At 68.0% G+C, this 25,162-nt stretch carries 27 protein-coding genes; 15 read left to right on the top strand and 12 right to left on the bottom strand.

Annotation, left to right across the window (positions count from 1 at the left end):
* Positions 1–30: 30 nt before the first annotated feature.
* Positions 31–1,875 (bottom strand): ABC-F family ATP-binding cassette domain-containing protein, encoded by a 1,845-nt coding sequence (locus H5395_RS02295; RefSeq protein WP_182790922.1) that lies wholly within the window; start codon positions 1,873–1,875, stop codon positions 31–33.
* On the opposite strand from H5395_RS02295, the gene H5395_RS02290 reads away from it, so the two are divergent.
* The 3 genes from H5395_RS02290 (at position 1,856) to ndk (ending at position 2,851) form a co-directional block, all read left to right on the top strand.
* Positions 1,856–2,017 carry a hypothetical protein gene (locus tag H5395_RS02290; RefSeq protein WP_182790921.1) on the top strand — a complete coding sequence of 54 codons (162 nt, stop codon included), beginning with the start codon at positions 1,856–1,858 and terminating at the stop codon, positions 2,015–2,017. The two genes, H5395_RS02295 and H5395_RS02290, sit on opposite strands and share 20 nt — an antisense overlap.
* A gap of 56 nt (positions 2,018–2,073) precedes the next feature.
* Positions 2,074–2,280, top strand: coding sequence for a cold-shock protein (locus tag H5395_RS02285; RefSeq protein WP_182791100.1), 207 nt, complete (start codon positions 2,074–2,076; stop codon positions 2,278–2,280).
* A 148-nt stretch (positions 2,281–2,428) separates the two neighbouring features.
* Positions 2,429–2,851, top strand: a complete 423-nt coding sequence (gene ndk, locus H5395_RS02280; RefSeq protein WP_182790920.1) for a nucleoside-diphosphate kinase — start codon at positions 2,429–2,431, stop codon at positions 2,849–2,851.
* Positions 2,852–2,912: 61 nt separating this feature from the next.
* Here the strand turns inward: ndk and H5395_RS02275 are convergent, their stop codons facing one another.
* Positions 2,913–4,142 (bottom strand): cytochrome b/b6 domain-containing protein, encoded by a 1,230-nt coding sequence (locus tag H5395_RS02275; protein ID WP_182790919.1) that lies wholly within the window; start codon positions 4,140–4,142, stop codon positions 2,913–2,915.
* 70 nt (positions 4,143–4,212) lie between these two features.
* On the opposite strand from H5395_RS02275, the gene fabD reads away from it, so the two are divergent.
* From fabD to dps, 4 genes are all read left to right on the top strand, one after another.
* Positions 4,213–5,139 (top strand): ACP S-malonyltransferase, encoded by a 927-nt coding sequence (fabD, locus tag H5395_RS02270; protein WP_182790918.1) that lies wholly within the window; start codon positions 4,213–4,215, stop codon positions 5,137–5,139.
* Positions 5,140–5,263: 124 nt separating this feature from the next.
* The gene (fabG, locus tag H5395_RS02265) at positions 5,264–6,001 is read left to right on the top strand and encodes a 3-oxoacyl-ACP reductase FabG (RefSeq protein ID WP_182790917.1); all 738 of its coding nucleotides are present in this window, start codon (positions 5,264–5,266) and stop codon (positions 5,999–6,001) included.
* A 136-nt stretch (positions 6,002–6,137) separates the two neighbouring features.
* Positions 6,138–6,377 (top strand): acyl carrier protein, encoded by a 240-nt coding sequence (locus H5395_RS02260; RefSeq protein ID WP_182790916.1) that lies wholly within the window; start codon positions 6,138–6,140, stop codon positions 6,375–6,377.
* A gap of 142 nt (positions 6,378–6,519) precedes the next feature.
* Positions 6,520–6,993 (top strand): DNA starvation/stationary phase protection protein Dps, encoded by a 474-nt coding sequence (gene dps, locus H5395_RS02255; RefSeq protein ID WP_182790915.1) that lies wholly within the window; start codon positions 6,520–6,522, stop codon positions 6,991–6,993.
* A gap of 167 nt (positions 6,994–7,160) precedes the next feature.
* Here dps and H5395_RS02250 read toward each other — a convergent pair whose 3' ends face one another.
* The 4 genes from H5395_RS02250 to H5395_RS02235 are packed head-to-tail and all read right to left on the bottom strand — an operon-like array spanning position 7,161 to position 11,751.
* The gene (locus H5395_RS02250; RefSeq protein WP_182790914.1) at positions 7,161–8,261 is read right to left on the bottom strand and encodes a BMP family ABC transporter substrate-binding protein; all 1,101 of its coding nucleotides are present in this window, start codon (positions 8,259–8,261) and stop codon (positions 7,161–7,163) included.
* A gap of 25 nt (positions 8,262–8,286) precedes the next feature.
* Entirely contained in the window at positions 8,287–9,168 is an 882-nt protein-coding gene (locus tag H5395_RS02245) for an ABC transporter permease (RefSeq protein WP_182790913.1), read from the bottom strand.
* A complete protein-coding gene (locus tag H5395_RS02240; RefSeq protein ID WP_182790912.1) occupies positions 9,165–10,241 on the bottom strand; it encodes an ABC transporter permease in 1,077 nt (358 codons plus the stop codon). Before H5395_RS02240 ends, H5395_RS02245 begins: the two co-directional genes overlap by 4 nt.
* A complete protein-coding gene (locus tag H5395_RS02235) occupies positions 10,228–11,751 on the bottom strand; it encodes an ABC transporter ATP-binding protein (protein ID WP_234450789.1) in 1,524 nt (507 codons plus the stop codon). The genes H5395_RS02240 and H5395_RS02235 overlap by 14 nt, the downstream gene beginning before the upstream one ends.
* A gap of 343 nt (positions 11,752–12,094) precedes the next feature.
* On the opposite strand from H5395_RS02235, the gene dnaE reads away from it, so the two are divergent.
* The gene (gene dnaE, locus H5395_RS02230; protein WP_182790911.1) at positions 12,095–15,571 is read left to right on the top strand and encodes a DNA polymerase III subunit alpha; all 3,477 of its coding nucleotides are present in this window, start codon (positions 12,095–12,097) and stop codon (positions 15,569–15,571) included.
* Positions 15,572–15,649: 78 nt separating this feature from the next.
* A complete protein-coding gene (locus H5395_RS02225) occupies positions 15,650–15,919 on the top strand; it encodes a DUF333 domain-containing protein (RefSeq protein WP_182790910.1) in 270 nt (89 codons plus the stop codon).
* A 165-nt stretch (positions 15,920–16,084) separates the two neighbouring features.
* Here H5395_RS02225 and ilvC read toward each other — a convergent pair whose 3' ends face one another.
* From ilvC to H5395_RS02205, 4 genes are all read right to left on the bottom strand, one after another.
* Positions 16,085–17,107 (bottom strand): ketol-acid reductoisomerase, encoded by a 1,023-nt coding sequence (ilvC, locus tag H5395_RS02220; protein WP_182790909.1) that lies wholly within the window; start codon positions 17,105–17,107, stop codon positions 16,085–16,087.
* A gap of 126 nt (positions 17,108–17,233) precedes the next feature.
* Complete coding sequence (locus H5395_RS02215) at positions 17,234–18,421, bottom strand: UbiH/UbiF family hydroxylase (protein ID WP_182790908.1); 1,188 nt, start codon at positions 18,419–18,421, stop codon at positions 17,234–17,236.
* Between the two features lie 7 nt (positions 18,422–18,428).
* Complete coding sequence (locus tag H5395_RS02210) at positions 18,429–18,668, bottom strand: hypothetical protein (protein ID WP_182790907.1); 240 nt, start codon at positions 18,666–18,668, stop codon at positions 18,429–18,431.
* Positions 18,665–19,432 carry a pyrimidine 5'-nucleotidase gene (locus H5395_RS02205; RefSeq protein WP_182790906.1) on the bottom strand — a complete coding sequence of 256 codons (768 nt, stop codon included), beginning with the start codon at positions 19,430–19,432 and terminating at the stop codon, positions 18,665–18,667. The genes H5395_RS02210 and H5395_RS02205 overlap by 4 nt, the downstream gene beginning before the upstream one ends.
* Positions 19,433–19,503: 71 nt before the next feature.
* Here H5395_RS02205 and H5395_RS02200 point away from each other — a divergent pair, with 71 nt between their 5' ends.
* The 4 genes from H5395_RS02200 to H5395_RS02185 all read left to right on the top strand — a co-directional run bounded on the left by H5395_RS02200 (position 19,504) and on the right by H5395_RS02185 (position 22,181).
* Positions 19,504–20,151 carry a GntR family transcriptional regulator gene (locus H5395_RS02200; protein ID WP_182790905.1) on the top strand — a complete coding sequence of 216 codons (648 nt, stop codon included), beginning with the start codon at positions 19,504–19,506 and terminating at the stop codon, positions 20,149–20,151.
* Between the two features lie 2 nt (positions 20,152–20,153).
* Complete coding sequence (locus H5395_RS02195) at positions 20,154–20,777, top strand: DNA-3-methyladenine glycosylase (protein WP_220494775.1); 624 nt, start codon at positions 20,154–20,156, stop codon at positions 20,775–20,777.
* The gene (locus H5395_RS02190; protein WP_182790903.1) at positions 20,774–21,430 is read left to right on the top strand and encodes an alpha/beta hydrolase; all 657 of its coding nucleotides are present in this window, start codon (positions 20,774–20,776) and stop codon (positions 21,428–21,430) included. The genes H5395_RS02195 and H5395_RS02190 overlap by 4 nt, the downstream gene beginning before the upstream one ends.
* Before the next feature lie 148 nt (positions 21,431–21,578).
* The gene (locus H5395_RS02185; RefSeq protein ID WP_182790902.1) at positions 21,579–22,181 is read left to right on the top strand and encodes an HNH endonuclease; all 603 of its coding nucleotides are present in this window, start codon (positions 21,579–21,581) and stop codon (positions 22,179–22,181) included.
* A 3-nt stretch (positions 22,182–22,184) separates the two neighbouring features.
* Here the strand turns inward: H5395_RS02185 and H5395_RS02180 are convergent, their stop codons facing one another.
* A complete protein-coding gene (locus tag H5395_RS02180; RefSeq protein ID WP_182790901.1) occupies positions 22,185–22,370 on the bottom strand; it encodes a hypothetical protein in 186 nt (61 codons plus the stop codon).
* A 120-nt stretch (positions 22,371–22,490) separates the two neighbouring features.
* On the opposite strand from H5395_RS02180, the gene H5395_RS02175 reads away from it, so the two are divergent.
* Together H5395_RS02175 and arsC are read left to right on the top strand one after the other, a co-directional pair.
* Positions 22,491–23,570, top strand: a complete 1,080-nt coding sequence (locus tag H5395_RS02175; protein WP_182791098.1) for a PA0069 family radical SAM protein — start codon at positions 22,491–22,493, stop codon at positions 23,568–23,570.
* Between the two features lie 21 nt (positions 23,571–23,591).
* Positions 23,592–23,981 (top strand): arsenate reductase (glutaredoxin), encoded by a 390-nt coding sequence (arsC, locus tag H5395_RS02170; RefSeq protein WP_182790900.1) that lies wholly within the window; start codon positions 23,592–23,594, stop codon positions 23,979–23,981.
* An 87-nt stretch (positions 23,982–24,068) separates the two neighbouring features.
* Here the strand turns inward: arsC and trpS are convergent, their stop codons facing one another.
* Positions 24,069–25,088, bottom strand: a complete 1,020-nt coding sequence (gene trpS / locus H5395_RS02165) for a tryptophan--tRNA ligase (protein WP_182790899.1) — start codon at positions 25,086–25,088, stop codon at positions 24,069–24,071.
* Between the last annotated feature and the right edge of the window lie 74 nt (positions 25,089–25,162).

Here is a 25,162-nt window from a genome sequence, read left to right as displayed (position 1 = left end):
TTGCCGGCGCGCGGTTCGGCGCAAGGGCGATCAGTTGCGTTCGGCCGCTTCCAGCCGTTCCAGCGCGTCCAGCCACAGGGCCTCGGCGCGGGGCAAGGCCTCGGCCGCCTCGGCGTGCTTGCGGCCCCATTTCTCGGCCTCGGCGGGGTCGTCGTAAAGCGCAGGGTCGGCCATCCTCTCGCTGATCCTCGCCATCATGTCGGTCAGCTTCCCGACCCGTTCTTCCCCGCGCCGCACCTCGGCCCGCAGGTCGAGGATCTCGTCGCGGCCGGCCTTTTTCGGGGGCTTGGGGGCTTCCTTGGGCCGCTCGGGTTCCTCGGCCGTCAGCAGCGACTTGCGGTAGGTCTCAAGATCATCCGCATAGGGCGAGACAGCGCCCCCAGCTACCAGCCACAGCCGCTCGGCCACCAGTTCCAGCAGGTGCATGTCGTGGCTGACCAGCACCACGGCGCCGGTATAGTCGTTCAGCGCCTCGGTCAGCGCCTCGCGCGATTCGATGTCGAGGTGGTTCGTGGGCTCGTCCAGCACCAGCAAGTGCGGCGCATCGATGGTCGCCAGCAGCAGCGAGAGCCGCGCCTTCTGCCCGCCCGAGAGGGCGCGGACCTTGGTTTCCGCCTGCGCCTCCATCAGCCCGAAGCCTGCCAGCCGCGCGCGCAGCCGGGCGGGGGCCTCGTCCGGGCGCAGGCGGCGGACGTGGTCCAGAGGGGTCTCGTCCAGATGCAGCTCGTCCACCTGATGCTGGGCGAAGTAGCCGACGCGCAGCTTGGACGATCGTGCGATCCGGCCATCCATCGCCGGCAGGCGGTCGGCCAGCAGCTTGGACAGGGTGGATTTGCCCTGCCCGTTGCGGCCCAGCAGGGCGATGCGGTCGTCCTGGTCGATCCGCAGGTTCAGCCGTTTCAGCACGGCGCGGTCGCCATAGCCGACCGACACGCCGTCCAGCGCGAGGATCGGCGGCGACAACTGGTCGGGCTGGGGGAAGGTGAAGCGGTGGAACTTCGCTTCCTCGGGGGCGGTGATCGGCTCCATCTTCGCCAGCGCCTTCAGGCGCGACTGCGCCTGCGCGGCCTTGGTGGCCTTGGCGCGAAAGCGGTCCACGAAGCTTTGCAAATGGGCGCGGCGGACCTCCTGCTTCTTCGCCTCGGCGGCCTGCAGCGCCCGGCGCTCGGCCCGGATGCGGGCGAAGCTGTCGTAGCCGCCCGCGTAGAGGTTCAGCTTGCGGTCTTCCAGATGCAGGATCGAGCCCACGGCGCGGTTCAGCAGCCCCCGGTCGTGGCTGATGACGATGACCGTGTGGGGATAGCGGGCGAGATAGCCCTCCAGCCACAGCGCGCCTTCGAGGTCGAGGTAGTTCGTCGGCTCGTCCAGCAGCAAAAGGTCGGGTTGCGCGAACAGCACCCCCGCCAGCGCCATCCGCATCCGCCAGCCTCCGGAGAAGTCGGCCGTGGGCCGCGACTGGTCCTCGGTGGAAAAGCCAAGGCCCTGCAGGATCGAGGCTGCCCGGCCTTCCGCCGACCAGGCGTCGATGTCGGCCAGCCGGGTCTGGATTTCCGCGATGCGGTGGGGGTCGGCGGCGGTGTCCGCCTCGGCCAGCAGGGCGTGACGCTCGGTGTCTGCGGCAAGCACGGTGTCCAGCACCGAAACGCCGCTTGCAGGCGATTCCTGCGCGACGCCGCCGATGCGGGCGCGGGATGGCAGGCTGATCGCGCCGCCGTCCAGCGTCAGTTCCCCCCGGATCAGCCGGAACAGCGTCGTCTTGCCCGCCCCGTTGGGGCCGACAAGGCCGACCTTGTGCCCCGTCGGGATCACCGCCGAGGCGTTCTGGAACAGCGGCCTGCCCGCAATGGAATAAGAGATGTCGTCGATCCGCAGCATGGGCGCGGGATTGCAGCAGCGGCGCGGCGGCGTCAACGCGGCTATTGCCCTTGCCGGGAGGATCGATCCGGGCTATATGGGCTTGGCAACGTTTTTCTACTGCTCTCTGTCTCCGTCTACCGGCTTCAGTATGCTGCTATGACTGACTGCGCCGGGCCATCGCATGTCGCGGATGGCAACATGACAGGAGATCTCACGATGGCCAACGGCACCGTGAAATGGTTCAACTCGACCAAAGGCTTCGGCTTCATCCAGCCGGACGACGGCAACCGCGACGTGTTCCTGCACATCTCGGCGCTGGAACGCGCCGGCCTGCAGGCCCCCGCCGACGGTCAGAAGGTCAGCTACGACTTGGAAAAAGGCCGCGATGGCCGCGAATCGGCGATCAACGTCCGCTTCGCCTGATCGCATTCCAGCGACGTGAATCGGAAAGGGCGGACCTGCGGGTCCGCCCTTTTCCGTTCGCGCGTGGTCGTCGGGGCGGGGTTTCCTTCGCGGAAGCCTCGTGCTAGCCGCCCGGCCGATCAGACAACTCCCGGAGTCCGAGGATATCATGGCCACCGAACGCACGCTTTCCATCATCAAGCCCGACGCCACCCGCCGCAACCTGACCGGCAAGATCAACGCCAAGTTCGAGGAGGCGGGCCTGCGCATCGTCGCGCAGAAGCGCATCCACCTGTCGCCCGCCCAGGCCGGCAAGTTCTACGAGGTCCACAAGGACCGTCCCTTCTATGGCGAGCTGGTCGAGTTCATGGCCTCGGAACCCGTTGTCGTGCAGGTGCTGGAAGGCGAGAACGCCATTGCCAAGAACCGCGAGGTGATGGGCGCGACCAACCCCGCCAATGCCGACGAAGGCACCATCCGCAAGGAATTCGCGCTGTCGGTGGGCGAGAACTCGGTCCACGGCTCGGACGCGCCGGAAACGGCCAAGGAAGAGATCGCCTTCTTCTTCTCGGGGCTGGAACTGGTCGGCTGATCCATTCGCCGCAGGAATGACAAGGGCCGCCTTTCGGGGCGGCCCTTTTTCGTCCGTGCGCCTAGCTGCGGGCGGCCGTCAGATCGACGGCCACGGCCACGGGGAACGAGACCATGCTTTCATCCGCATAGTTCGCCCCCACGCCGAAATCGCGGCGGTCCAGCGTCAGGGTTCCCGTCGCCGTCGCCTGATCGCCTTCGATCGTCAGGTCAAAGGGCAGGGCGGCGGGCTGCGACTGGCCCGCGACCGTCAGGGTGCCGGTGGCCTGATACGCGGTCCCGCCCTCGGGGGCGCGGATGATCGCGCCCTCGAAGCGGGCGGTCGGGAAGGCGCTCGCGTTCAGGAAGTCCGGCCCGGTCGCCATGCCGCTGACCGCGCCCAGGGTCAGCGAGGCGATGTTGACCTCGGCCACGACCTCGCCCGTGCCGGTGGCCTCGTCATAGGTGATGGCGGCGGTCCAGGTGCCGAACTGGCCCTCGACCGGGGCGCCTGCCTGCGTGACCGACAGGCCGAGGGTGCCGGATTGCACCGTCCAGGTGGAACCGGGCTGCGCCGCTGTCGCAGCAGGCGCGGCAGACTGGCCGGCAATTTCCTGCGGGGCCGCGTCCTGCGGGCGCTCGGCCGTGGCGGCCCAAACGGCCAGCCCGCCCCACAGCGCCAGCGCCACCAGCGGCGGCGCCCAGCGGTTCGGGCGCGGGTCGCGTGGCGGCTCGGGCAATTTTGCGGCGTTCCCCGCCATGCGGGCCAGCGTCGCGTCGCGGTCGATGACCGTGTGCTTCAACGCGCCGCCGACATGCAGCAGGATCAGCACCGCCAGAAGCCACCAGCCGTTGACGTGGAAGGCGGTGAAGCGTTCGGACAATTCCGTATCTTGCGGCACGCCCGGCAGGCGCTGGCCGAATGGCCAGAGGATGTCGGCAAAACCTGCCCCGGGTGCCGCCGTATGCAGCAGCCAGCCCGCCAGCGGCATCAGCACCATGCCGCCGTAAAGCGCCCAGTGGACGGCCGAGGCGACAAAGGTTTCCAGCCTGCATTCCGGGTGCAGGGGCCTCGGATGGCCTTGCACCAGCACCCAGAGGATGCGGGCCAGCGCGAGGAACAGCACTGTGATGCCCACGGTCTTGTGGATCGAGAAGACCTCGACCATCCGGGCTAGTGTTGCCGCGCCGCCTGCGCGGAAACTTTCGGCATAAAGGCCGAGGCCGATGGCCGCCAGGATCAGGACGGCGATGGTCCAATGCAGGAAGCGGTGGACGCTGCCATAGGCGCGGGTGGTGTTGGCTGCGGGCATGGCTCTCTCCTGCCGTTGCGGGATCGCTGTCCTCGGGCTATCCCAACCCAAAGCATGGAGGAAGCTCAAGATGCGCGCATTCGTCTTTCCCGGCCAGGGCGCCCAGACCATCGGCATGGGCCGCGCGCTGGCGGATGCCTATCCCGCCGCGCGCGCGGTCTTTCAGGAAGTGGACGAGGCGCTGGGCGAGAACCTGTCTGCGCTGATCTGGGAGGGCGACATCGAGACCCTGACCCTGACCCGCAACGCCCAGCCCGCGCTGATGGCGACCTCGGTCGCGACCATGCGGGCGCTTGAGGCGGAAGGCTTCGCCGTGACGGACGCGGCTTTCGTCGCGGGGCATTCGCTGGGGGAATATTCGGCGCTCTGCGCGGCGGGGGCGATCAGCCTGTCGGACACGGCGCGGCTTTTGTGCATCCGCGGCACGGCCATGCAGGAGGCGGTGCCGCTCGGCGTCGGCGCCATGGCCGCGATCCTGGGGCTGGACTTTGCGACGGTGGACGAGATCGCGCGTGAGGCCGCCGAGGATGAGGTCTGCCAGGCGGCGAATGACAACGACCCGGCGCAGGTGGTGATCTCGGGCCACAAACCGGCGGTGGAGCGGGCGGCGGCACTGGCGAAGGCACACGGCGCCAAGCGGGCGCTGATGCTGCCGGTCTCGGCCCCGTTCCATTGCGCGCTGATGCAGCCTGCGGCAAGCGTGATGGCCGACGCGGTGGCGGGCGTGGACATCCACGAGCCAGTCGTGCCGCTGATCGCCAATGTCCGCGCCGAGCCGGTGACGATGCCCGGCGCGATCCGGCAGTTCCTGGTCGAGCAGGTCACAGGCCCGGTTCGCTGGCGTGAATCCGTGCAGTTCATGGCCGAACAGGGCGTGACGGAGTTCTGGGAGATCGGCGCGGGCAAGGCCCTGTCGGGGATGATCAAGCGCATCGCGCCGGGGGTGGAAACCCGTGCGGTCGGGATGCCCGAGGATATTGCGGCGCTGCGTGGCTGAGGCCGGACCGGGGCGCTGCCCCGCTCGCCGCTGCTGCGGCCTTTTTCGCTGAAAACAGTTCACCGGACTGTTTTCCGGGCGCTCAAAAGCCCAGGATATTCTTGCAAAGAAGAAAGACACAGCGATGTTCGACCTGACCGGAAAGAACGCTCTGATCACCGGCGCTTCGGGCGGCATCGGTGGAGCCGTGGCGGCGGCGCTGCACACGGCGGGCGCAACCGTGACCCTGTCGGGGACGCGCGAGGCGCCCTTGCAGGAACTCGCCGCCAGCCTGGGCGAGCGGGCGCATGTGGTGACGGCGAACCTAGGGGATCCGTCCGCGGTCGAGGCGCTGCCGAAACAGGCGGTCGAGGCGATGGGGTCCGTGGACATCCTCGTCAACAATGCGGGGATCACGCGGGACAACCTGTTCATGCGGATGTCGGACGAGGAATGGGCGCAGGTGCTGGACGTGAACCTGACCTCGTCCTTCCGGCTGGCCCGCGGGGTGCTGCGCGGCATGATGAAGGCCCGCTGGGGGCGGATCGTGTCGATCACCTCGGTCGTGGGAACCACGGGCAATCCGGGGCAGGGGAACTATGCCGCCGCCAAGGCCGGGCTGGTGGGGATGTCGAAAAGCCTTGCCTCTGAGGTCGCCTCGCGCGGGATCACGGTCAACTGCGTCGCGCCCGGCTTCATCGAGACGGCGATGACCGACAAGCTGACGGAGGACCAGAAGACGCGCATTCTCACCCAGATCCCGGCCGGGCGCATGGGCAAGGCGGACGAGATCGCGGCCGCGGTCCTGTATCTGGCCAGCCCCGAGGCAGGCTATGTCACCGGCGCGACCCTGCATGTCAACGGCGGCATGGCCATGATTTGAAGGCGGCGAAAGCGGTTGCGGATCACGTTGGCGTTGCTATATCCCGGCATCAAGGCCGCAGGGACCCGCCCGCGGCTTGTTGCCGGGTGCGCCCCGGTTGCATCCGGGCGGAGTGCCCGTAACTAAGGAACGAGACATGAGCGACACTGCTGATCGCGTGAAGAAGATCGTCGTCGAGCATCTGGGCGTCGAAGAGGACAAGGTCACCGAGACCGCCTCGTTCATCGACGACCTGGGCGCGGATTCGCTGGACACCGTCGAGCTGGTCATGGCTTTCGAGGAAGAATTCGGCATCGAGATCCCCGACGACGCCGCCGAGACGATCCAGACCTTCGGCGACGCGGTCAAGTTCATCGACCAGGCCACCGCCGCCTGACCTTCGGCTGGTTCGACATTTTGTAAACGGCGTCCCTTGCGGGGCGCCGTTTCCTTTTGCGGCTGCGGCGGAAGGACGCGGGCTGGAACCCCGGCCCGTGGCGGTTCGTTGATCTGCAAATCAACAACATCAGGAGAACACCATGCCTGTGAACCTGCAGGGGCTGGAGGATAACGCCCGGAAGACCGCGATCTCGGAACTGCAAGCCTGCATGAGCGACGGGCTGTCGCTGTCGCTGGCACTGAAGCAGGCGCATTGGAACCTCAAGGGACCGAACTTCATTGCCGTCCACGAATTGCTGGACGGGATCAAGGCGCGGCTCGACCCCAACATCGACGACATGGCCGAGCGCATCCAGCAACTCGACGGCATGGCCGTCGGCACGGTCGAGGAAGTGGCCCGCGCGACCGCGCTGCCGCCCTATCCTACCGACCTGACCGCCACCGAGGATCATCTGCGGGAGGTCGCCGACCGGCTGCGTGCCTATGGCGAGCGGGTGCGGAAGGGGATCGACACGGTGGACGAGGCGGGCGATGCCGACAGCGCCGACATCCTGACCGAAGCCTCGAAGCAGGCCGACAAGGACCTGTGGTTCATCGAGGCGCATCGCGGCTGACGCGGGCGCAGGGACCAGCGCCGGGCTTCCGCGTCCGGCCGGTCCGCAGCGTGCATCCGATGCACGCATCATTCACAGGTGATGCAGAAGCAAAGGGTGCGTGCAGGGCGCGCGCCAAAAGGAAAGGGCGGACCCTGTGGCCCGCCCTTTGTGGTGTCTGGAACCGCTCAGCGCGGGATCTGCGCGGCGATTCCTTCCACGAAGAAGTCCATCGACGCCAGTTCCTCGTCCGTGGCCGTCTGCCCTTCGGCCAGCCATGCCGAGCCGTCCTGCTTGTTCAGCGGGCCGGTGAAGGGGTGGTGGGCACCCGAGCCGATCTGGTCGCGCAGGGCTTCGGCCTCGGCCTTGACCTCGGCGGGGACGGCCTCGGTGATCTCGCCGATCTCGACCTCGCCGTCGCCGATCCCCAGCCAGACGCCGTGCGATTGCCAAGTGCCGTCCAGCACCTCGCCCACGCGGCGGATGTAATAGGGGTTCCAGTTGTCGATGATCGAACTGACGCGCGGCGTGGGCTTGAAGGCCGCCATGTCGGACGCCTGCCCGAAGCCGATGCCGCCGCGTTCCTGCAGCTTGGCCAGCGGCGCGGTGGAGTCGGTATGCTGCAGGATCACGTCCACGCCCTCGGCCAGCAGGGCGGATGCGGCGTCGGCCTCTTTCGCGGGGTCGAACCAGGTGTAGGCCCAGACGACGCGCAGCTCGACATCCGGGTTGACCTTGCGGGCGTGGATGAAGGTCGAGTTCATCCCCTGGATCACCTCGGGGATCGGGAAGGAGCCGATGTAGCCGATCTTATTCGACTTGGTCATGCGGCCCGCGATGGTGCCCAGGACCGCGCGGCCTTCGTAGAAGCGGGCATCATAGGTCGCCACGTTCTCGGCGCGCTTGTAGCCGGTCGCGTGCTCGAACCTGATGTCGGGGAACTTGGCGGCCACGTTGATGACCGCATCCATGAAGCCGAAGCTGGTGGCGAAGATCAGCTTGCAGCCGGACAGGGCAAGCTGGGTCAGGGCGCGTTCGGCGTCGGCGCCCTCGGGGACGCTTTCGATGAAGGTTGTCTCGATCCGGTCGCCGTATTCGGCCTCGATCGCCTGCCGCCCGAGGTCGTGCTGGTAGGTCCAGCCGCCGTCGCCCACCGGACCGACGTAGATGAAGCCGACCTTCAGTTTTTCGCCTTCGGGGATCGGGGTCTGTGCCATCGCCGGAAAGCTGGGCAGCATGGCGACCAGCGCCAGTGCGGCGGCCGAGGCCAGAAGGGTTCTGCGGTTCATGTGTCTCTCCTCTGTCGGGTTCTTGTTATCGCAGCGCGTGGAAGGACCGGCCCAGCGAACCGGGCGCGGTGCCGCCGCCGCCTGCGTATTTGTGGCGCGCCGATATGATCACCAGAACGATGATCGTGGCAAGGTAGGGGGCCATGCTGAGAAGTTGCACCGGCACCGCCACCCCCGCCGCCTGCAGGCGCAGTTGCAGAACGGTCACGCCGCCGAACAGCCATGCACCTGCCAAGACGCCCCAGGGGCTCCACCCCGCGAAGACGACGATGGCCAGCGCGATCCAGCCCGCGCCGGCGGTCATGCCTTCGGTCCATTGCAGAACGGTGGCGATCGAGATGTAAGCCCCGCCGATTCCGGCCATGGCGCCGCCGATGGCGATGGCCGCCATGCGGACACCGCGCACCTTGTAGCCGAGCGCATGGGCGGCGTCGTGGTTTTCCCCCACACCCCGCAGGATCAGGCCGGGGCGGGTGCGGTTCAGGACCAGCCAGATGACGGGGACGAGGATCAGGCCGAACCAGATCACCCAGTTGATGCCGAAGGGGCCTGCGGGCATGGACGGGGCCTTGACCCCTTCATAGGGCTTGCCGAACATCGCCGTCAGGCCCAGCCCGAACATGGTCAGGGCAAGGCCGGTGGCGACCTGATTGGTCAGCAGGTATTGCGTCAGCGCCCCAAAGATCAGCGAGATCGCCGCCCCCGCCAGCGCGCCCGCGACGAAGCCCACGGTGGGCGAGCCGGTCGCATGGGCGGCGGCAAAGCCCGCCAGCGCGCCGGTGATCATCATCCCCTCGACGCCGAGGTTCAGCACGCCAGATCCTTCGGCAATGGCCTCTCCCAGTGCCGCAAAGAGGATAGGGGTCGCGGCGGAGAGAAGCAGCAGGAAGGTCGTCCATTCGATCATCGCTTGGTCCCCCAGCGCAGGCGGTATCGGGTCAGCGTGTCGAAGGCCAACAGGAAGAACAGCAGCATCCCCTGGAACACCTGCACCGTCGCGACGGGCAGGGACAGCATAAGCTGCGCCAGTTCCCCGCCGATATAGGTCAGCGCCAGCAGCAGCCCCGCGAGCAGGATTCCCAGCGGATGCAGGCGGCCCAGAAAGGCCACGATGATCGCCGTGAAGCCGTAGCCCGAGCCGAAGCTGTCGGTGATCTGCCCACCCGGCCCCGCGGCCTCGAACAGCCCGGCCATGCCCGCGAGCGCGCCGGAAAGGCCGAGGCAGAAGGCCACCAATGCCTCGGGCCTGACGCCCGCGAAGCGCGCGGCGCGGGGGGCAAGGCCCGCCACGCGGATGCGGAAGCCGCGGATATGGCGGCTCATCAGGAACCACGTCGCCACGACCGCCACCACCGCCGCGAACACCCCCCAGTGGATGCCGGTCCCCGCGATCAGTTCCGGGTTCGAGGCGGCGGGATATTGCTGCAGGTTGCGCGAGCCGGGCATCCCGAAGCCCTCGGGGTTCCGCATCGGGCCGAAGGCCATCCACGCCGCGACCCGCTGCGCCACATAGACCAGCATCAGCGAGACAAGGATTTCCGAGGCGCCTGTCCAGTTCCGCAGGGTGGCCGGGATCATCCCCCAGGCCCAGCCCCCGGCCGCGCCCGCCAGCACCATTGCGGGGAAGATCCAGAAGCCCTCGGCGGGATAGGCGGCCAGCGCCACGGCCGCGCCGCAGATGCCGCCGATGATGTATTGCCCCTCGGCCCCGATGTTCCAGATGCCCGCCCGGAAGCCGATGGCGAGACCCGAGGCGATCAGGATCAGCGGCCCGGCCTTGACCAGCAGTTGCGGGCGCGAATAGCCCGAGGCCGGCCCGAACAGCGGGTCCCAGAAGATGGTGCGGATCGCGGCCACGGGATCGAAGCCCATCAGTGCGAACAGCGCGCCGCCCGCGATCATCGTGGCGACCACCGCCAAGACGGGCGAGGCGATGCCCAGCCACCAGGGGGCGCTGGGACGAGGCTCAAGCCGCAACATGGGCGACCTCCATCCCGTGGGCGCCGCCCAGCATCAGGCCGACCTGCTCCAGGGTCAGCCCCTCGGTCGGGACCGGCGGCGACAGCACGCCGTTGTTCAGCGCGGCGAAGCGGTCGGAGAGTTCCAGCAGCTCGTCGAGGTCCTGGCTGATGACGATGACCGCAGCACCCCGGCCGGCGAGGTCCAGCAGCGCCTGCCGGATCGCCGTGGCCGCGCCCGCATCGACGCCCCAGGTCGGCTGGTTCACGACCAGCGCGCGGGGCTCCTGCAGGATTTCCCGGCCGATCACGAATTTCTGCAGGTTGCCGCCCGACAGCGCCCCTGCCGCCGTCCCCGGACCGGGGGTGCGGACATCGAAGGCCGCGATGATCCTTTCGGCAAAGCTGCGGGCGGCGCGGTGGTCGATGACGCCGTTCTTCTCCAGCCTCTGCCTTGTCGCGCCGGTCAGGATGGCGTTCTCGGTCAGGCTCATCTCGGGGACGGCGGCATGGCCCAGCCGGTCCTCGGGCGCGGCGAGCAGGCCCGCCCGCCTGCGCGCCTCGGGGCCTTGCGCTGAAAGGTCGCGGCCGTCCATCACCACGGTGCCGGGCTTGCCAGTGGTTTCGCCGGACAACGCGGCGATCAGTTCCTCCTGCCCGTTGCCGGCGACGCCGCCGATCCCGAGGATCTCGCCCGCGCGGACCTGGAAGCCCACGTCCTTCAGTTCCGTCCCCTCCAGCCCCGCAGCCGAGGTCAGCCCGGCGACCGTCAGCACGACCTCGCCCGCCTGCCGGCCGGAACGGTCCACGAGACGCATCTCGGCCCCGACCATCATCGCAGCGAGTTCGCGGGCGGAATGGTCGCGCGGGTTCACGGTGCCCACCACCCGCCCTTGCCGCAGGATCGTGGCGCGGTCGCAATGGGTGCGGATCTCGTCCAGCTTGTGGCTGATATACAGGATCGCGGTGCCCTGCGCGGCCAGCTGGCGCAGGGTGGCGAAGAGGATTTCCGCCTCCTGCGGGGTCAGGACGCTGGTGGGCTCGTCCATGATGAGAAGGCGCGGATTGCCCAGAAGGCAGCGCACGATCTCGACCCGCTGGCGCTCGCCCGCTGAAAGGGAGGCAATACGGCGGGCGGGGTTCAGCGGCAGGCCATAGGCGCTGCTCACCTCGGTGATGCGGCGCGACAGGTCCGCGCGGGGCGGGGGCGCGTCCATCCCCAGCGCAATGTTTTCCGCCACCGTCAGCGCGTCGAACAGGCTGAAATGCTGGAACACCATGCCCACGCCCGCCGCCCGCGCGGCCCGAGGGTCCGCCGGCGCATGGGGCTGGCCGCCCAAGGCCATCCGCCCTTGATCGGGGCGCACCAGCCCGTAGATCATCTTGACCAGTGTGGACTTGCCCGCGCCGTTTTCCCCCAGCAGCGCGTGGATTTCCCCCGGTGCGACGGAGAAGGACACATCGTCATTGGCGCGCACGCCCGGATAGGATTTCGACAGGCCATCGGCCCGGAACAATTCGGCTTGCGTCACGCCATCCCCGTTGTCTTTTTCGCACGTTAGCCGGTTTCGGCGCTCACACAATCATCCTTCCGGTCGCGGATTATAGCGGCCCGGCTTGAGACTGTCTTCGCGAACCCGACGGCAATCTCTGTGCGGGAGTACTGCACAAGGTGTCTAGTCACCAACGCACACTTAGGATATCAGTAGTTAACAACCGACCCGCAGGATGCGGCTCAAACTTCAGCTTCTGAGGCGAGCCATGATCCGCGATATGCTTACTGAACTCTTCAAGACTATCGTTGTCGAGATTGTAGTTGAGGCTATAAAGTTCTTGGGCCTTTCGGCGTGGCGCCGACTTCGTTAGTTCGTCGGCATGCCCCAAGACCAGCCCCGATTCATCCACCTGCGCTGCCATTCGGAACACTCGCTTCTGGAAGGCGCGATCCCCGTCAAGAAGCTGCCGGGCCTTGCGGCCAAGCAGGGGATGCCCGCCGTCGCGCTGACCGACACCAACGCGCTGTTCGCGGCGCTGGAGTTTTCCGTGCGTGCCATGGACGAGGGCGTGCAGCCTATCGTCGGCTGCCAGATGACGCTGGACGCAGGCCCGATGTGCGGCCCCGTGGTGCTGCTGGTGCAGAACAGCCAAGGCTGGATGAACCTGATGGCGCTCTCCACCTGCCTTTACGTGACGCCGCCGCGCGAGTTTCCTCATGTGACGATGGCGGAACTCGGCAAGCACGCCGACGGGCTGATCTGCCTGACCGGCGGTGCCTGCGGGCCTCTGGGGCTGATGCTGGCGGCGGGCAAGATGGCGGATGCCGAATCGCACCTGCGCGACTTGGCGGGGATCTTCGGCGACCGGCTGTATGTGGAACTGCAGCGCCATATGCAGGACAATGGCCAGTTGATGCCCGCCGAGATCGCCAGCGAGGGCGGGATGATCGACCTCGCCTATGCGCTGAACCTGCCGCTGGTGGCGACGAGCGACGTCTATTTCCCGAAACCCGAAATGTTCGGCGCCCATGACGCGCTGATCTGCATCCGCGAGCGCGCGATGGTGGACCAGTCCACGCCGCGCCGCCGCCTGACGGCGAACCACGACTTCAAGTCGGCGAAGGACATGCTGGTCCTCTTCGCCGACCTGCCGGAAGCCACCGCCAACACGGTCGAGATCGCCCAGCGCTGCGCCTTTGCCGTCAGCAAGCACAAGCCGATCCTGCCCCGCTTCGCCGATGACGAGGTCGAGGAACTGCGTCGCCAGGCCCGCGAGGGGCTTGCCGCGCGCCTCGCCGTCATCCCCCATGCGGTCAGCGTCGAGGACTACAATGCCCGGCTCGACTTCGAGTTGGGGATCATCGAGCAGATGGGTTTTCCCGGCTACTTCCTGATCGTGGCCGACTTCATCAAATGGGCCAAGCAGAACGGCATCCCGGTAGGGCCGGGCCGGGGCTCGGGTGCTGGCAGCCTCGTGGCCTATGCGCTGACGATCACCGACCTCGACCCGCTGCGCTATTCGCTGCTGTTCGAGCGATTCCTGAACCCGGAACGCGTCTCGATGCCCGACTTCGACATCGACTTCTGCATGGACCGGCGCGAGGAGGTCATCGACTACGTCTGCCAGAAATACGGGCGCGAGAAGGTGGGCCAGATCATCACCTTCGGCGCGCTGCTGTCCAAGGCCGCCGTCCATGACGTGGGCCGGGTGCTGGGCATGGGCTTCCCGCAGCGCGACCGGTTGTCGAAGATGATCCCGGTCGAAGGCGTGAAGCCCGTCTCGATTACCAAGGCACTGGCCGACGAACCCCGCCTGCGCGAAGCCCGCGACGCCGAGGAAAACGTGGCCCGGATGCTCGATTATGCGGCTCAGGTCGAGGGGCTTTACCGCAACGCATCCACCCACGCGGCGGGCGTGGTGATCGGGGATCGGCCGCTGGACCAACTGGTGCCGCTTTACCGCGACCCGGCCTCGGACATGCCGGCCACGCAATACAACATGAAATGGGTGGAACAGGCCGGGCTGGTGAAGTTCGACTTCCTCGGCCTCAAGACCCTGACGGTGATCCAGAACGCCGTGGACCTGATCCGCGCGGGCGGGCGACACCTGCATATCGCCGCCGACGGCCGCCAGCTTTACGACCCGCCTGCAGGGGCAGTGGACGAGATAAACCTGATCCCGTTGGACGACGAGGCAACCTATCGCCTGTTCGCCAGTGCCCGCACGGTCGCGGTGTTCCAGGTCGAAAGCTCGGGGATGATGGACGCGCTGCGGCGGATGCGTCCGACCTGCATCGAGGACATCGTGGCGCTGGTCGCGCTGTATCGTCCGGGGCCGATGGAGAACATCCCGGTCTATTGCGACGTGAAGAACAAGGTCCGGCCGCTGGAATCCATCCACCCGACCATCGACCATATCCTTGCCGAAACGCAGGGCATCATCGTCTACCAGGAACAGGTGATGGAGATCGCGCAGGTCATGGCGGGCTATTCGCTGGGCGGCGCCGACCTGCTGCGCCGGGCGATGGGCAAGAAGATCGCCGAGGAAATGGCGAAGGAACGCCCCAAGTTCGTCGAGGGCTGCAAGGCCAATGGCGTGGACGACAAGAAGGCAGGCGAGGTCTTCGACCTGCTGGAAAAATTCGCCAACTACGGCTTCAACAAGTCCCACGCGGCGGCCTATGCGGTGGTCAGCTACCAGACGGCATGGCTGAAGGCGAATCACCCGGTCGAATTCATGGCCGCGGTGATGAACTGCGACATCCACCTGACCGACAAGCTGGCGATCTACCGGCGCGAGGTGGACCGCATGGGGATCGAGGTGATCCCGCCTTGCGTCAACCGCAGCCAGCCCCGCTTCAGCGTGGACAATGGCCGCATTTCCTATGCGCTGGGCGCGCTGAAGAACGTGGGCGTCGAGGCGATGAGGACGCTGGTGGCCGCGCGTGGCGACCAGCCTTTCCGCGACCTCACCGACTTCGCCCGCCGGGTGCCCATGCGCCAGATCGGCAAGCGGGCCTTGGAGATGCTGGCACGGGCAGGGGCCTTTGATGAACTCGACCCGAACCGCGCGCGGGTGCTGAAATCGCTCGACGCGCTGGTGGCATGGTCCACCGCCGTGCAGGAGGCCGCGCAGTCCAGTCAGTCCTCGCTGTTCGGGGGCGGCGAGGACCTGCCGCCGCCGCGTCCCGCCCTCGCATCCGTCTGGATGCCCGCCGAGAAGCTGGCCGAGGAGCGCGTAGCCATCGGCTTCTACCTCTCGGGCCATCCGCTGGACGACTATGTGCCCGCGCTGAAGCGCAAGGGCGCGATGACGCTGGCCGAGGTGCAGGCTGCCTGCGCAGACGGGCCCATGGTCGCGCAGATCGCGGGCACGGTCGCGGCGCGGGCGGAAAAGAAATCGGCCAAGGGCACGCGCTATGCCTTTGTTACCCTGTCCGACCCCACCGGGCTTTACGAGGCCACGGTGTTTTCCGACGTGCTGGACGCCCACCGTCCGCTTCTGGAACCCGGCATGAACGTCCTGCTGACGGTCAACGCGGAACCCTCGGGCGATCAGGTCAAGATGCTCGCGCGTTCCGTCGAGGCGCTGGAAAACGCCGTGGCCGACGCAGGCTCGGGCCTGCTGGCGGTCGAGGTCGCGGATGCGCGCACGGCCGTTGCGGTGCTGGACCGGCTGCGGACGGTTTCGGCTGAGATCGCGGTCTCGGCCAAGGGCCGCGGTCCCCTGCTGATGCGGGTGCGCGAGGGCAACACCGTCTATGACGTCGAGGTTGCGCCGGATGTTCCCGTGACGCCGAAGATGCGGCAGGCCCTGCGGGCGGTCGAGGGCGTGATCGACGTGACCGAGGAATAGCGCTGCATGGTTGCCCCGGCGACGCGCGCTTGGCAGGGTAGGCGGAACCTTGCCCATTCCGCAACAGGAGCGCCGCGCATGATCCGATGCCTGTCCCCCGCTTTGGCCATTGCCCTGCCGACGAGCCTTCTGCTGCTGGCCGCCTGCGGCAGCCCTCCGCCCGCTCGGCAGGCAGGTGGTGGGCAGCCCGCCGCGACGCTGGTGGACCCGGCGGCGCTTTATTGCGCGGGCACCGGAGGAACGGTCATCCCCGCGACCGCAGGCGGGCGGCGCGCCGATCTGTGCCGGATGCCGGACGGCCGCACCGTCCGCGCCGCCGATCTGCTGAACAGCCACAACGACCTGTAACGGGAAAGGGGCGCTGCAGCAGGGCGCCCCTCGTTCTTCTTCGTCGAAATATCCCGCGGGCTTCCGAGCGCCCGGAAAACAGTCCGGGGGACTGTTTTCAGCGAGGAAGGCCACGGCAGTGGCCGGGGGCGCGAAGCCCCCGGCGCAACCGCGCCGCAAGCGCGATCAGTTCCGCGCGCGGTCCACCATCTTGCCCTTGGAGATCCAGGGCATCATCTCGCGCAGCTTCGCGCCGACCTGCTCGATCTGGTGCTCGTCGTTGATGCGGCGGGTCGCCTTGAAGGACGGCTGGCCGACGGCGTTCTCCTGCATGAAGTCGCGGACGAACTTGCCGGTCTGGATGTCGCGCAGGACTTCCTTCATCCGGGCCTTCGTCTCGTCATAAGGCAGGATGCGCGGACCCGAGACATACTCGCCATATTCGGCGGTGTTCGAGATCGAGTAGTTCATGTTGGCGATGCCGCCTTCGTAGATCAGGTCCACGATCAGCTTCACCTCGTGCAGGCATTCGAAATAGGCCATCTCGGGCTCGTAGCCCGCCTCGACCAGCGTTTCGAAGCCCATGCGGATCAGTTCCACCAGACCGCCGCACAGGACCGCCTGCTCGCCGAACAGGTCGGTCTCGCATTCCTCGCGGAAGTCGGTCTCGATGATGCCGGAACGGCCGCCACCGATGGCCGAGCAGTAGGACAGCCCGAGGTCCAGCGCCTTGCCGGAAGCGTCGTTGTGGACCGCGACAAGGCAGGGCACGCCGCCGCCCTTGACATATTCGCCGCGCACGGTGTGGCCGGGGCCTTTCGGCGCCATCATGATGACATCGACGCCCTTTTTCGGCTCGATCAGGCCGAAATGGACGTTCAGGCCGTGGGCAAAGGCGATCGCCGCGCCGTCGCGCAGGTTGTCGTGGACATACTTCCTGTAGGTCTCGGCCTGCAGTTCGTCGGGCATGGTGAACATGATGAGGTCGGCCCAGGCGGCGGCCTCGGCGATGCCCATGACCTTCAGGCCCTCGCCTTCGGCCTTGGCCGCCGACGGCGAGCCCTCGCGCAGCGCGACGACGAGGTTCTTCGCGCCGGAATCGCGCAGGTTCAGCGCATGCGCGTGGCCCTGGCTGCCATAGCCGAGGATCGCGATCTTCTTGTCCTTGATCAGATTGACGTCGCAATCGCGATCATAATACACGCGCATCTTTTCTGCCCTCGTGGTTCCCGATGTTTCGCGCAAGGGCCTACACCGCGCATCTTTGGGTGTCCAGAACGCCGGCCCGCGCAATCTCGGGAAAACCGGGGCTTTCCGCCGGGCGGGATCAGCCGCTCAGCGCATCCCCAGCCCGGCGCGCATCATTGTCCGCCGCACGGGGGCGAGCGCGTAAAGCCCCCCCAGCGCCATCGCCCGCAGGTCGCGCAGGGGGCGCGGCGTCAACATGCTGGCGCGGTTCAGCGCGTCGATGCCCATCAGGCGGACCAGCGCCTCGGGGCGGCGGGCGCGGGCGTAACGTTCCAGCGCCGTTGCATCGCCGGGATCGGTGCCCATCAGGTCCAGCAGCGCCGAGAGGTCCGCGAGGCTCATGTTCAGCCCTTGCGCGCCGATGGGCGGGACGACATGGGCGGCCTCGGCGATGAGCGCCGTGCGGGGACCAGTGTAGCGGTCGGCGATCTGGCTGATGATCGGCCATTCGGTCAGGCCTGTGGCTTGGGTCAGGTGCCCGAGGATGCCGGCGGAACGGGCGTTCAGTTCGACCTCGAAAGCCTCGCGGGGCAGCGCGCGCAGGCGGGCGATCTCGGCCCCGCGTTCCAGCCAGACGACCGCCGAGGACGGCTTGCCCTCACGGTCCGGCAGGGGGACCAGCGTGAAGGGGCCGCCCCAGCGGTGGATCTCGGTCGAGACGTTCCCGTGCGGGATCTCGTGGGTGACGGCGAAGGCCAGCGCCTTCTGACCATAGCGGATGGTGCGGGTGCCGATCCCCAGAGCCTCGCGCACGGGCGAGTTGCGCCCGTCCGCCGCCACGACCAGCTGGGCACGGATGCGGCCGCCGTCCGACAGGTCCACAAGTGCTGCGTCGTCGCGGACGGTCAGGCCGGCGGTGCCGGTGCCGGGGCGGAACTCGACATTCGGCAGTTCCGCCAGACGGGCCGATATTTCGCGCCGCAGCAGCCAGTTGGGCAGGTTGTAGCCGAAGGGCTTGTCCGAGATTTCCGAGGCGTCGAAGGCACGCGTCAGCCGCGCCACCGGCCCGGCCCCGCCCGCATCGACGATCCGCATGACCTGCAGGGGCGTTGCATGGGGCGCAAGCCGGTCCCACAGCCCGATCCGGGCCAGCAGATCGACCGAGGGCTGAAGGAAGGCCGTGGTCCGCAGGTCGGCGCCCGCGCCGCCCTCCTCTGTCACCGGAGGCGCAGGGTCCACGCAGAGGACGCTGAAGCCGCGGGCGCCGAAACCCGCCGCCGCCGTCAGCCCGGCGACGCCGCCACCGGAGACCAGCACATCCACGCGATCCGGCATCAGGGACCTAGAACCCGGCCGCGTAGGCGATCAGCAGGCCCATGACGACCACCGTCGCCAGCAGCGCGACCATGGTCAGCGCGGGCAGGCCGAACAGCGCCACCACCACGATCACCAGCACCACCACCATGGCGAGGATGACAAGGATGCGGGCGGCGAGGATGCGTTCCTTCCGGGTCTGCAGTTCGGCATCGCCGCTGAGTGCGCTGGCGATGCCGTCGTCGGCAGAGGTGTCGGTGCGGCTCATGATCGGGCCTCGGCTGTTGTCAGGGTCGGCCCCGAGTCTGCCACGTCCGCAAGGGCCGCGGCAAGCGCGGCGACGAAGGACGCGATGTCGCGGGTGTGCCACAGGATATGGCTGCCGTGGCTGTGGTCCTCGGCCAGCTCGTCGGGGCCATGGCGGCCCGCGCCGACCAGAACCGTCCGCATTCCCAAGGAAAACGGCACTTCCAGGTTGCGCGGGTCGTCCTCGAACATGGCGCAGCGGGCGGGGTCGAGGCGGTGCGCCTCAAGGACTGCGGCAAAGGATCGCGGGTCGGGTTTGGGGTGGTAGCCGACCTCTCCGATGCCGTGGATCGCGTCGAAGACCGCCAGTTCGCGCCGCGCCAGCACCTGCCCCGCATAGGCGGAATCGGCGTTGGTATGGATGATCTTCAGCCCCGGCAGCGCCCGGATCGCCTCCGCCAAGGCAGGCTCGGGCGTCAGGGTGGTGAAGTCGATGTCATGGACCTCGGCCAGATAGGTTTCGGGGTCGATGCCGTGATGGGCCATGAGGCCCGCCAGCGTGGTGCCGTGTTCGCGCCAGTAATGGGCGCGCAGCCGGTCGGCCTCGGGCGCGTCAACGCCCAGCAGGCGCTGGACATAACCCGTCATCCGCGCCTCGATCTGCGAGAACAGCCGCAGGTCGGCGGAATAGAGCGTGTTGTCCAGATCGAAGATCCAGGCGTCGACGTCCGCAAACTCCGCTTGCAGGGCCACCGTGTCGATGTCGCGCAGGGGGCGTGGGGGCATATCCATGAGCGACGGGTAGCGCGGGCGGCGCGGCCTTGCAATCGCGGGGAGGCCCGTCCAACTCTGCCCCGATGAAAGACGCATACAGCCTGATCCTGTCGGCGATCGACGACGGCACCTACCGTCCCGGCGACCGGCTGGTCGAATCGGAACTGGCCGAACGCTTCGGCGTCAGCCGCACCCCCGTGCGCGAGGCGCTGCAGCGACTGGAAACCCAGTCGATGCTGACCCGCGACGGCCGCAGCCTGATCGTGGCGACGCTGGACCACAACCAGCTGGCCGAGCTTTACACCGTCCGCACCGAGCTTGAGGCGCTGGCGGCCCGCCTTGCCGCCCGCCATGCCACGCGCGAGGAGGTGCGGGTGCTGGGCCAGATGGTGGACGACGACCTGCGCATCGTGGACGACCCGCAGGCGCTCAGCCGCGCGAACCGGCGCTTCCACCACCAGATCCACCTCGCATCCCACAACCGCTATCTCGTGCAGCAACTCGACATCGTGCACCGGACCATGGCGCTGATGGCGCGGACCTCGCTGGCCGCCGAAGGGCGGGGCCAGCGGTCGCTGACCGAGCATCGCGAGATCGTCGAGGCCATCGCCTCGGGCGACGGGGACGCGGCGGAAAACGCGCTGCGCAACCACATCTCGACCGCCTTCGAGACGCGGCTGATGGAATCCGCCCGCGCCTGGGCCAGCACCATCGAGCAGGGCCGCAAGTGAGCCTGCGCCTGATCGAGGCCGAGGGCGACATCGCCGAGGGCGCGGCGCATCTGGCGGCGGTCTGCCCCGTCTGGGCGCGTGTCCTGCCCGAGCTTGGTCCCCTGCCGCTGCGCCGGCGCGAGGACGGCTTCGGCGCGCTCATGTCGGCCATCGTCTCGCAGCAGATCTCGGTCGCGGCGGCTGCCTCCATCTCGGCCCGGCTGGCTGCGGCGGGGCTGGATCGGCCGGATGCCATCGCGGCGGCCGAGGACGCGGCCCTGCGCGCCTGCGGGCTGTCGGGCCAGAAGGTCCGCTACCTGCGGGCGCTGACCGGGGCCGATATCGACTTCGCCGCCCTGCGGCAGATGCCCGACGAGGAGGTCAGCGCCACCCTGACCGCGCTGCCCGGCATCGGCCGCTGGACGGCCGAGATGTATCTGATCTTCGCCCTCGGCCGCGCCGATGCCTTTGCCCCCGACGACCTTGCGTTGCAGGAATCGGCGCGGATCATGTATGGGCTGCCGGAACGCCCGCGTGGCAAGGCGCTGGCCGAACTCGCGCGGCCCTGGGCACCGTGGCGCGCGGTTGCCGCGCGCGGGCTCTGGGCCTATTACCACCACGCCAAGGGACGCGAGGGGGTGACATGACGCGCGAGTTGCAATCGGATCGCCGGGGGCCTGAGAAAGCCGGTTCCGTCATCGTCTTCCTGCACGGCTACGGCGCGGATGGCGCCGACCTGCTGGGTCTGGCCGAGCCATTGGGCCGCTACCTGCCCGACACCGTCTTCTATGCCCCGAACGCCTCCGAGCCCTGCGTCAACAATCCCTTCGGCTTCCAGTGGTTTCCGATTCCTTGGCTGGACGGCTCGACCGAGGCGCAGGCCCGCGCCTCGATGGAGAAGTCCATAGACGATGTGAACGCCTTCCTTGACAACGTGCTGGCGCGTGAGGGGCTGCAGGCCGACCGCATGGTGGTCGTCGGCTTCTCGCAGGGGACGATGATGGCGCTGCATGTCCTGCCGCGCCGGGACAAGGCCGTGGCGGGGATCGTCGGCTTCTCGGGCCGGCTTCTGGCGCCGGAACTGGTGGGCGAGGCAAGGGTTCGCCCCCCGGTCCTGCTGCTGCACGGCGACCAGGATCCGATGGTGCCCTTTGCCGACATGGGGCTGGCGGAACGGGCGCTGGCGGGGGCCGGCTTCGACATTGCCACCCATGTGATGCCTGGCACCGGCCATGGCATCTCGCCCGATGGCCTTGGCGCGGCGCTGAGCTTTATCCGCAAGGTACTGGGCGCGAAGTGAAATCCGCGGCGTCGCTGAACCGTCGCCTTGCCGTCATGCCGCATTTACGCGCATCCCCGATACCCCGCCACATGTAGAGCCTTGTCATGGTCGCGCCGCCCAATATAGTCGGCGGCGAGTCCTGAGGCGTGATGGCGGGGACACCCGGATGCTTGACGACCCACATGTCGAGACTGACTTCCGCACCCAGTTCGTGCGCGACCCTGCGTCATTGCGGCGCAACCCGGCGCTGGTCCTGAACGCGGACTACCGGCCCCTCAGCTACTATCCCCTGTCGCTGTGGCCCTGGCAGGAAACCATCAAGGCGGTGTTCCTGGACCGCGTCACCATCCTCGCCGAATACGAGGAGGTCGTGCGAAGCCAGAGGGAAGCGATACGCATCCCCTCGGTCGTGGTGCTGAGGGATTATGTCAGACCCAGGAAGCGCGTGGCATTCACGCGCTTCAATCTTTTCATGCGGGACAGTTTCTGTTGCCAATATTGCGGGTCCAGAGGCGACCTGACCTTCGACCACGTGGTGCCCCGGTCGCGCGGCGGCGTGACAAGCTGGGAAAACGTCGTCGCCGCCTGTTCGCCCTGCAACCTGCGAAAGGCGAACAAGAGCCTGCGCGCCTCGGGCCTGCGGCTGGCCCGTGCGCCCCGCCGCCCTACCTCCGAGGAAATGCACGCCATGGGCCGGCGCTTTCCGCCGAACCACCTGCATGTCAGTTGGATGGACTATCTTTACTGGGACGCCGAGCTGGAAAGCTGAAGCTCAGGCGTCCGGCGTATGGCGCGGCCCGTTGCCGATGCGCGCCGACAGATGCGCGACCGCCGCCGCGATCACCGTGCCAAGCGCCAGCACCGGCAGAGGAATCCCCAGCGACACGGCCACGACCAGCGTGACGCCCGCCGCCACGATCACGGCCAGGACCAGCATCAGGAAATGGGGCAGGGGCATCGCTTTCTCCTTCACGGCCTGAATATGTGGCGCGCTGCCTGAAATGGAAAGCCGCGAATGGCGCGAATTGTTCCCATGCGCGGGCTTGCCAATGTTCCTGTTGTGTTCCAATCTTCGCCCATGCTGCCGCCCCGCAACCCGGACGAGATCCTCAAGGCCCGTGGCGCCGCGCATCGCCCCGCCGCCCGGTTCGAGCCGTACCGGCTTGTGCACGAGGATGACGGCTGGAACACGACCTCTGACGAAAACCTGCTGCGGACCGAGGTCACGACCGAGGTGCCGCGCCGGATCATCACCCGCAACGATTCGCCAGACGTGCCCTTCGACCGTTCGGTGAACCCGTACCGGGGCTGCGAGCATGGCTGCATCTACTGCTTCGCCCGGCCCAGTCACGCCTGGCTGGGTCTGTCGCCGGGCCTCGATTTCGAAACCCGCATCATCGCCAAGCCGGACGCGCCGAGGCTGCTGGAAGCCGAGATCGCCCGGCCCGGCTATGCCGTGGCCCCCATCGCCTTCGGTACCAACACCGACCCCTATCAGCCGGCGGAGGCGGGCCTGGGGATCATGCGCGGCTGCCTGCAGGTGCTGCACGACTGGAACCACCCGCTCAGCATCGTAACGCGCGGGCGTACCATCCTGCGCGACCTTGACCTGATCGGGGCGATGGCGGCGCGGGGGCAGGTCTTCGTGGGCGTCTCGCTGACCACACTCGACCCCGCGCTTGCCCGTTTGATGGAGCCGCGCGCGCCTGCCCCCGCAACGCGCCTGAAGATGATCCGGGCGCTGGCGGAGGCGGGCGTGCGGGTGCGGGTGATGCTGGCGCCGATGATCCCCGCCCTGACGGATCACGAGATCGAATCGCTCCTTGCCGCCGCGCGGGCTGCGGGTGCGGCCACCGCCAGCATGATCCCGATCCGCCTGCCGCACGAGGTCGCGCCCCTGTTCCGCGACTGGCTGGACCGCCACCATCCGGGGCGCGCCGCCCATGTCATGTCCCGCATCCGGGCCATGCGCGGCGGGCGCGACAACGATCCCCGCTTCGGCCACCGGATGCGCGGCCAAGGACCCGAGGCCGACCTGATGCACCAGCGTTTCCGCCTTGCCCGCAGGCGCCTGGGCTATGACGGCGAAAGCCCGCCGCTGGACGCCAGCCGCTTCGCCCCGCCGCCGCGCCCCGGCGACCAGCTTGCGCTGTTCTGACAGTCAGGGCAGGCTGAAGACATGACGGTGATCTGGCACAACCCGAACTGTTCGACCTCGCGCAAGGTGCTGGCCGCGCTGCGCGAAAGCGGCGACGATCCCGAGGTGATCGAATATCTCAAGACCCCGCCCGACCGCGAGACGATCCGGCAATGGACAGCCAACGCCGGGCTGACGGTCCGGCAGGGGCTGCGGCAGCGCAACACCCCCTATCACGACCTCGGCCTGGGCGATCCCGAACTGACCGACGACCAGCTTCTCGATTCGATCGTGGCGCATCCGATCCTGCTGGAACGTCCCTTCGTGCGGACATCGCTCGGCACCCGCCTCTGCCGTCCACCCGAGCGCGTCTTCGAGATCATGGCCAACCCGCCCGCGCCTTCGACGCAGGATGGCGGGTCGCCCGCCTGACGCTGCAGGGCGCTTGGCTGCCCGTTCTTCTTCGCTCAAATATCCGCGGGGGAGCTGCGGAACGCAGCGGGGGCGGCAGCCCCGGCCTCAGCGCGCCCCGCGGATCATTCCCATGATCTCGCGCGCTTCCGCCACGATGGGCGAGGCGATGGCATTTGCCCTTTCGGCCCCTTCCAGCAGGATGCGGTCGATCTCGGAAGGATCGCCCATCAACTGGTTCATCCGCCGGGTGATCGGCGCCAGCACCGACACCGCAAGGTCGGCCAGCGCCGGCTTAAAGGCGCCGAAGCCTTGGCCCTCGAAGCGTGCCAGCACCGCGTCGGGCGTCTCGTCCGACAGGGCGGCGTGGATGTTGACGAGGTTCCGCGCCTCGGGCCGGTCCTTCAGCCCCTCCATCGCGCCGGGCAGCGGCTCGGCATCGGTGCGGGCCTTGCGGATCTTCTGGGCGATGGCGTCGGCGTCGTCGGTCAGGTTGATGCGGCTGGCGTCCGAGGGGTCGGACTTGGACATCTTCTTCGTCCCGTCGCGCAGGGACATGACGCGGGTCGCAGCGCCCTCGATCACCGGCTCGGGTGCGGGAAAGAAATCAGTGCCGTAGTCGTGGTTGAACTTGGCCGCGATGTCGCGGGTCAGTTCCACGTGCTGCTTCTGGTCCTCGCCCACCGGCACATGGGTCGCGTGATAGGCAAGGATGTCCGCCGCCATCAGCGCGGGATAGGCATAAAGGCCAAGGCTGACGGCCTCGGCGTTCTTGCCCGCCTTGTCCTTGAACTGGGTCATGCGGTTCATCCAGCCCAAGCGGGCCACGCAGGACAGCATCCAGCCAAGCTCGGCATGGGCGGGGACATGGCTTTGCACGAACAGCACCGACTGCGCCGGGTCGATCCCCGCGGCAAGGAAGGCCGCCGCCGCCTCGCGCGTCTGCTGGCGCAGCCGCTCGGGCTCCTGCCAGACGGTGATCGCGTGCAGGTCCACGAGGCAGTAGATCGTCTCGACCTGCCCCTGCTTTTCGGCAAAGCGGCGCAGGGCGCCGAGGTAGTTGCCCAGCGTCAGACCGCCCGACGGCTGGATGCCCGAGAAGATGCGCGGAGTGTGAACGCGTGCCATGCTGCTGCCTGCTGGAAAATCCGTCGGCGTCGGGATACCCCTTGCCCCTGACAGGCGCAACCGCGCCGGAAAGG

Origin of the sequence: Paracoccus sp. MC1854, assembly GCF_014164635.1 — a bacterium.
Classification (GTDB): domain Bacteria; phylum Pseudomonadota; class Alphaproteobacteria; order Rhodobacterales; family Rhodobacteraceae; genus Paracoccus.
The sequence above is the reverse complement of the archived record's forward strand: the minus strand, read 5'-3'. Positions and strand labels throughout refer to the sequence as shown.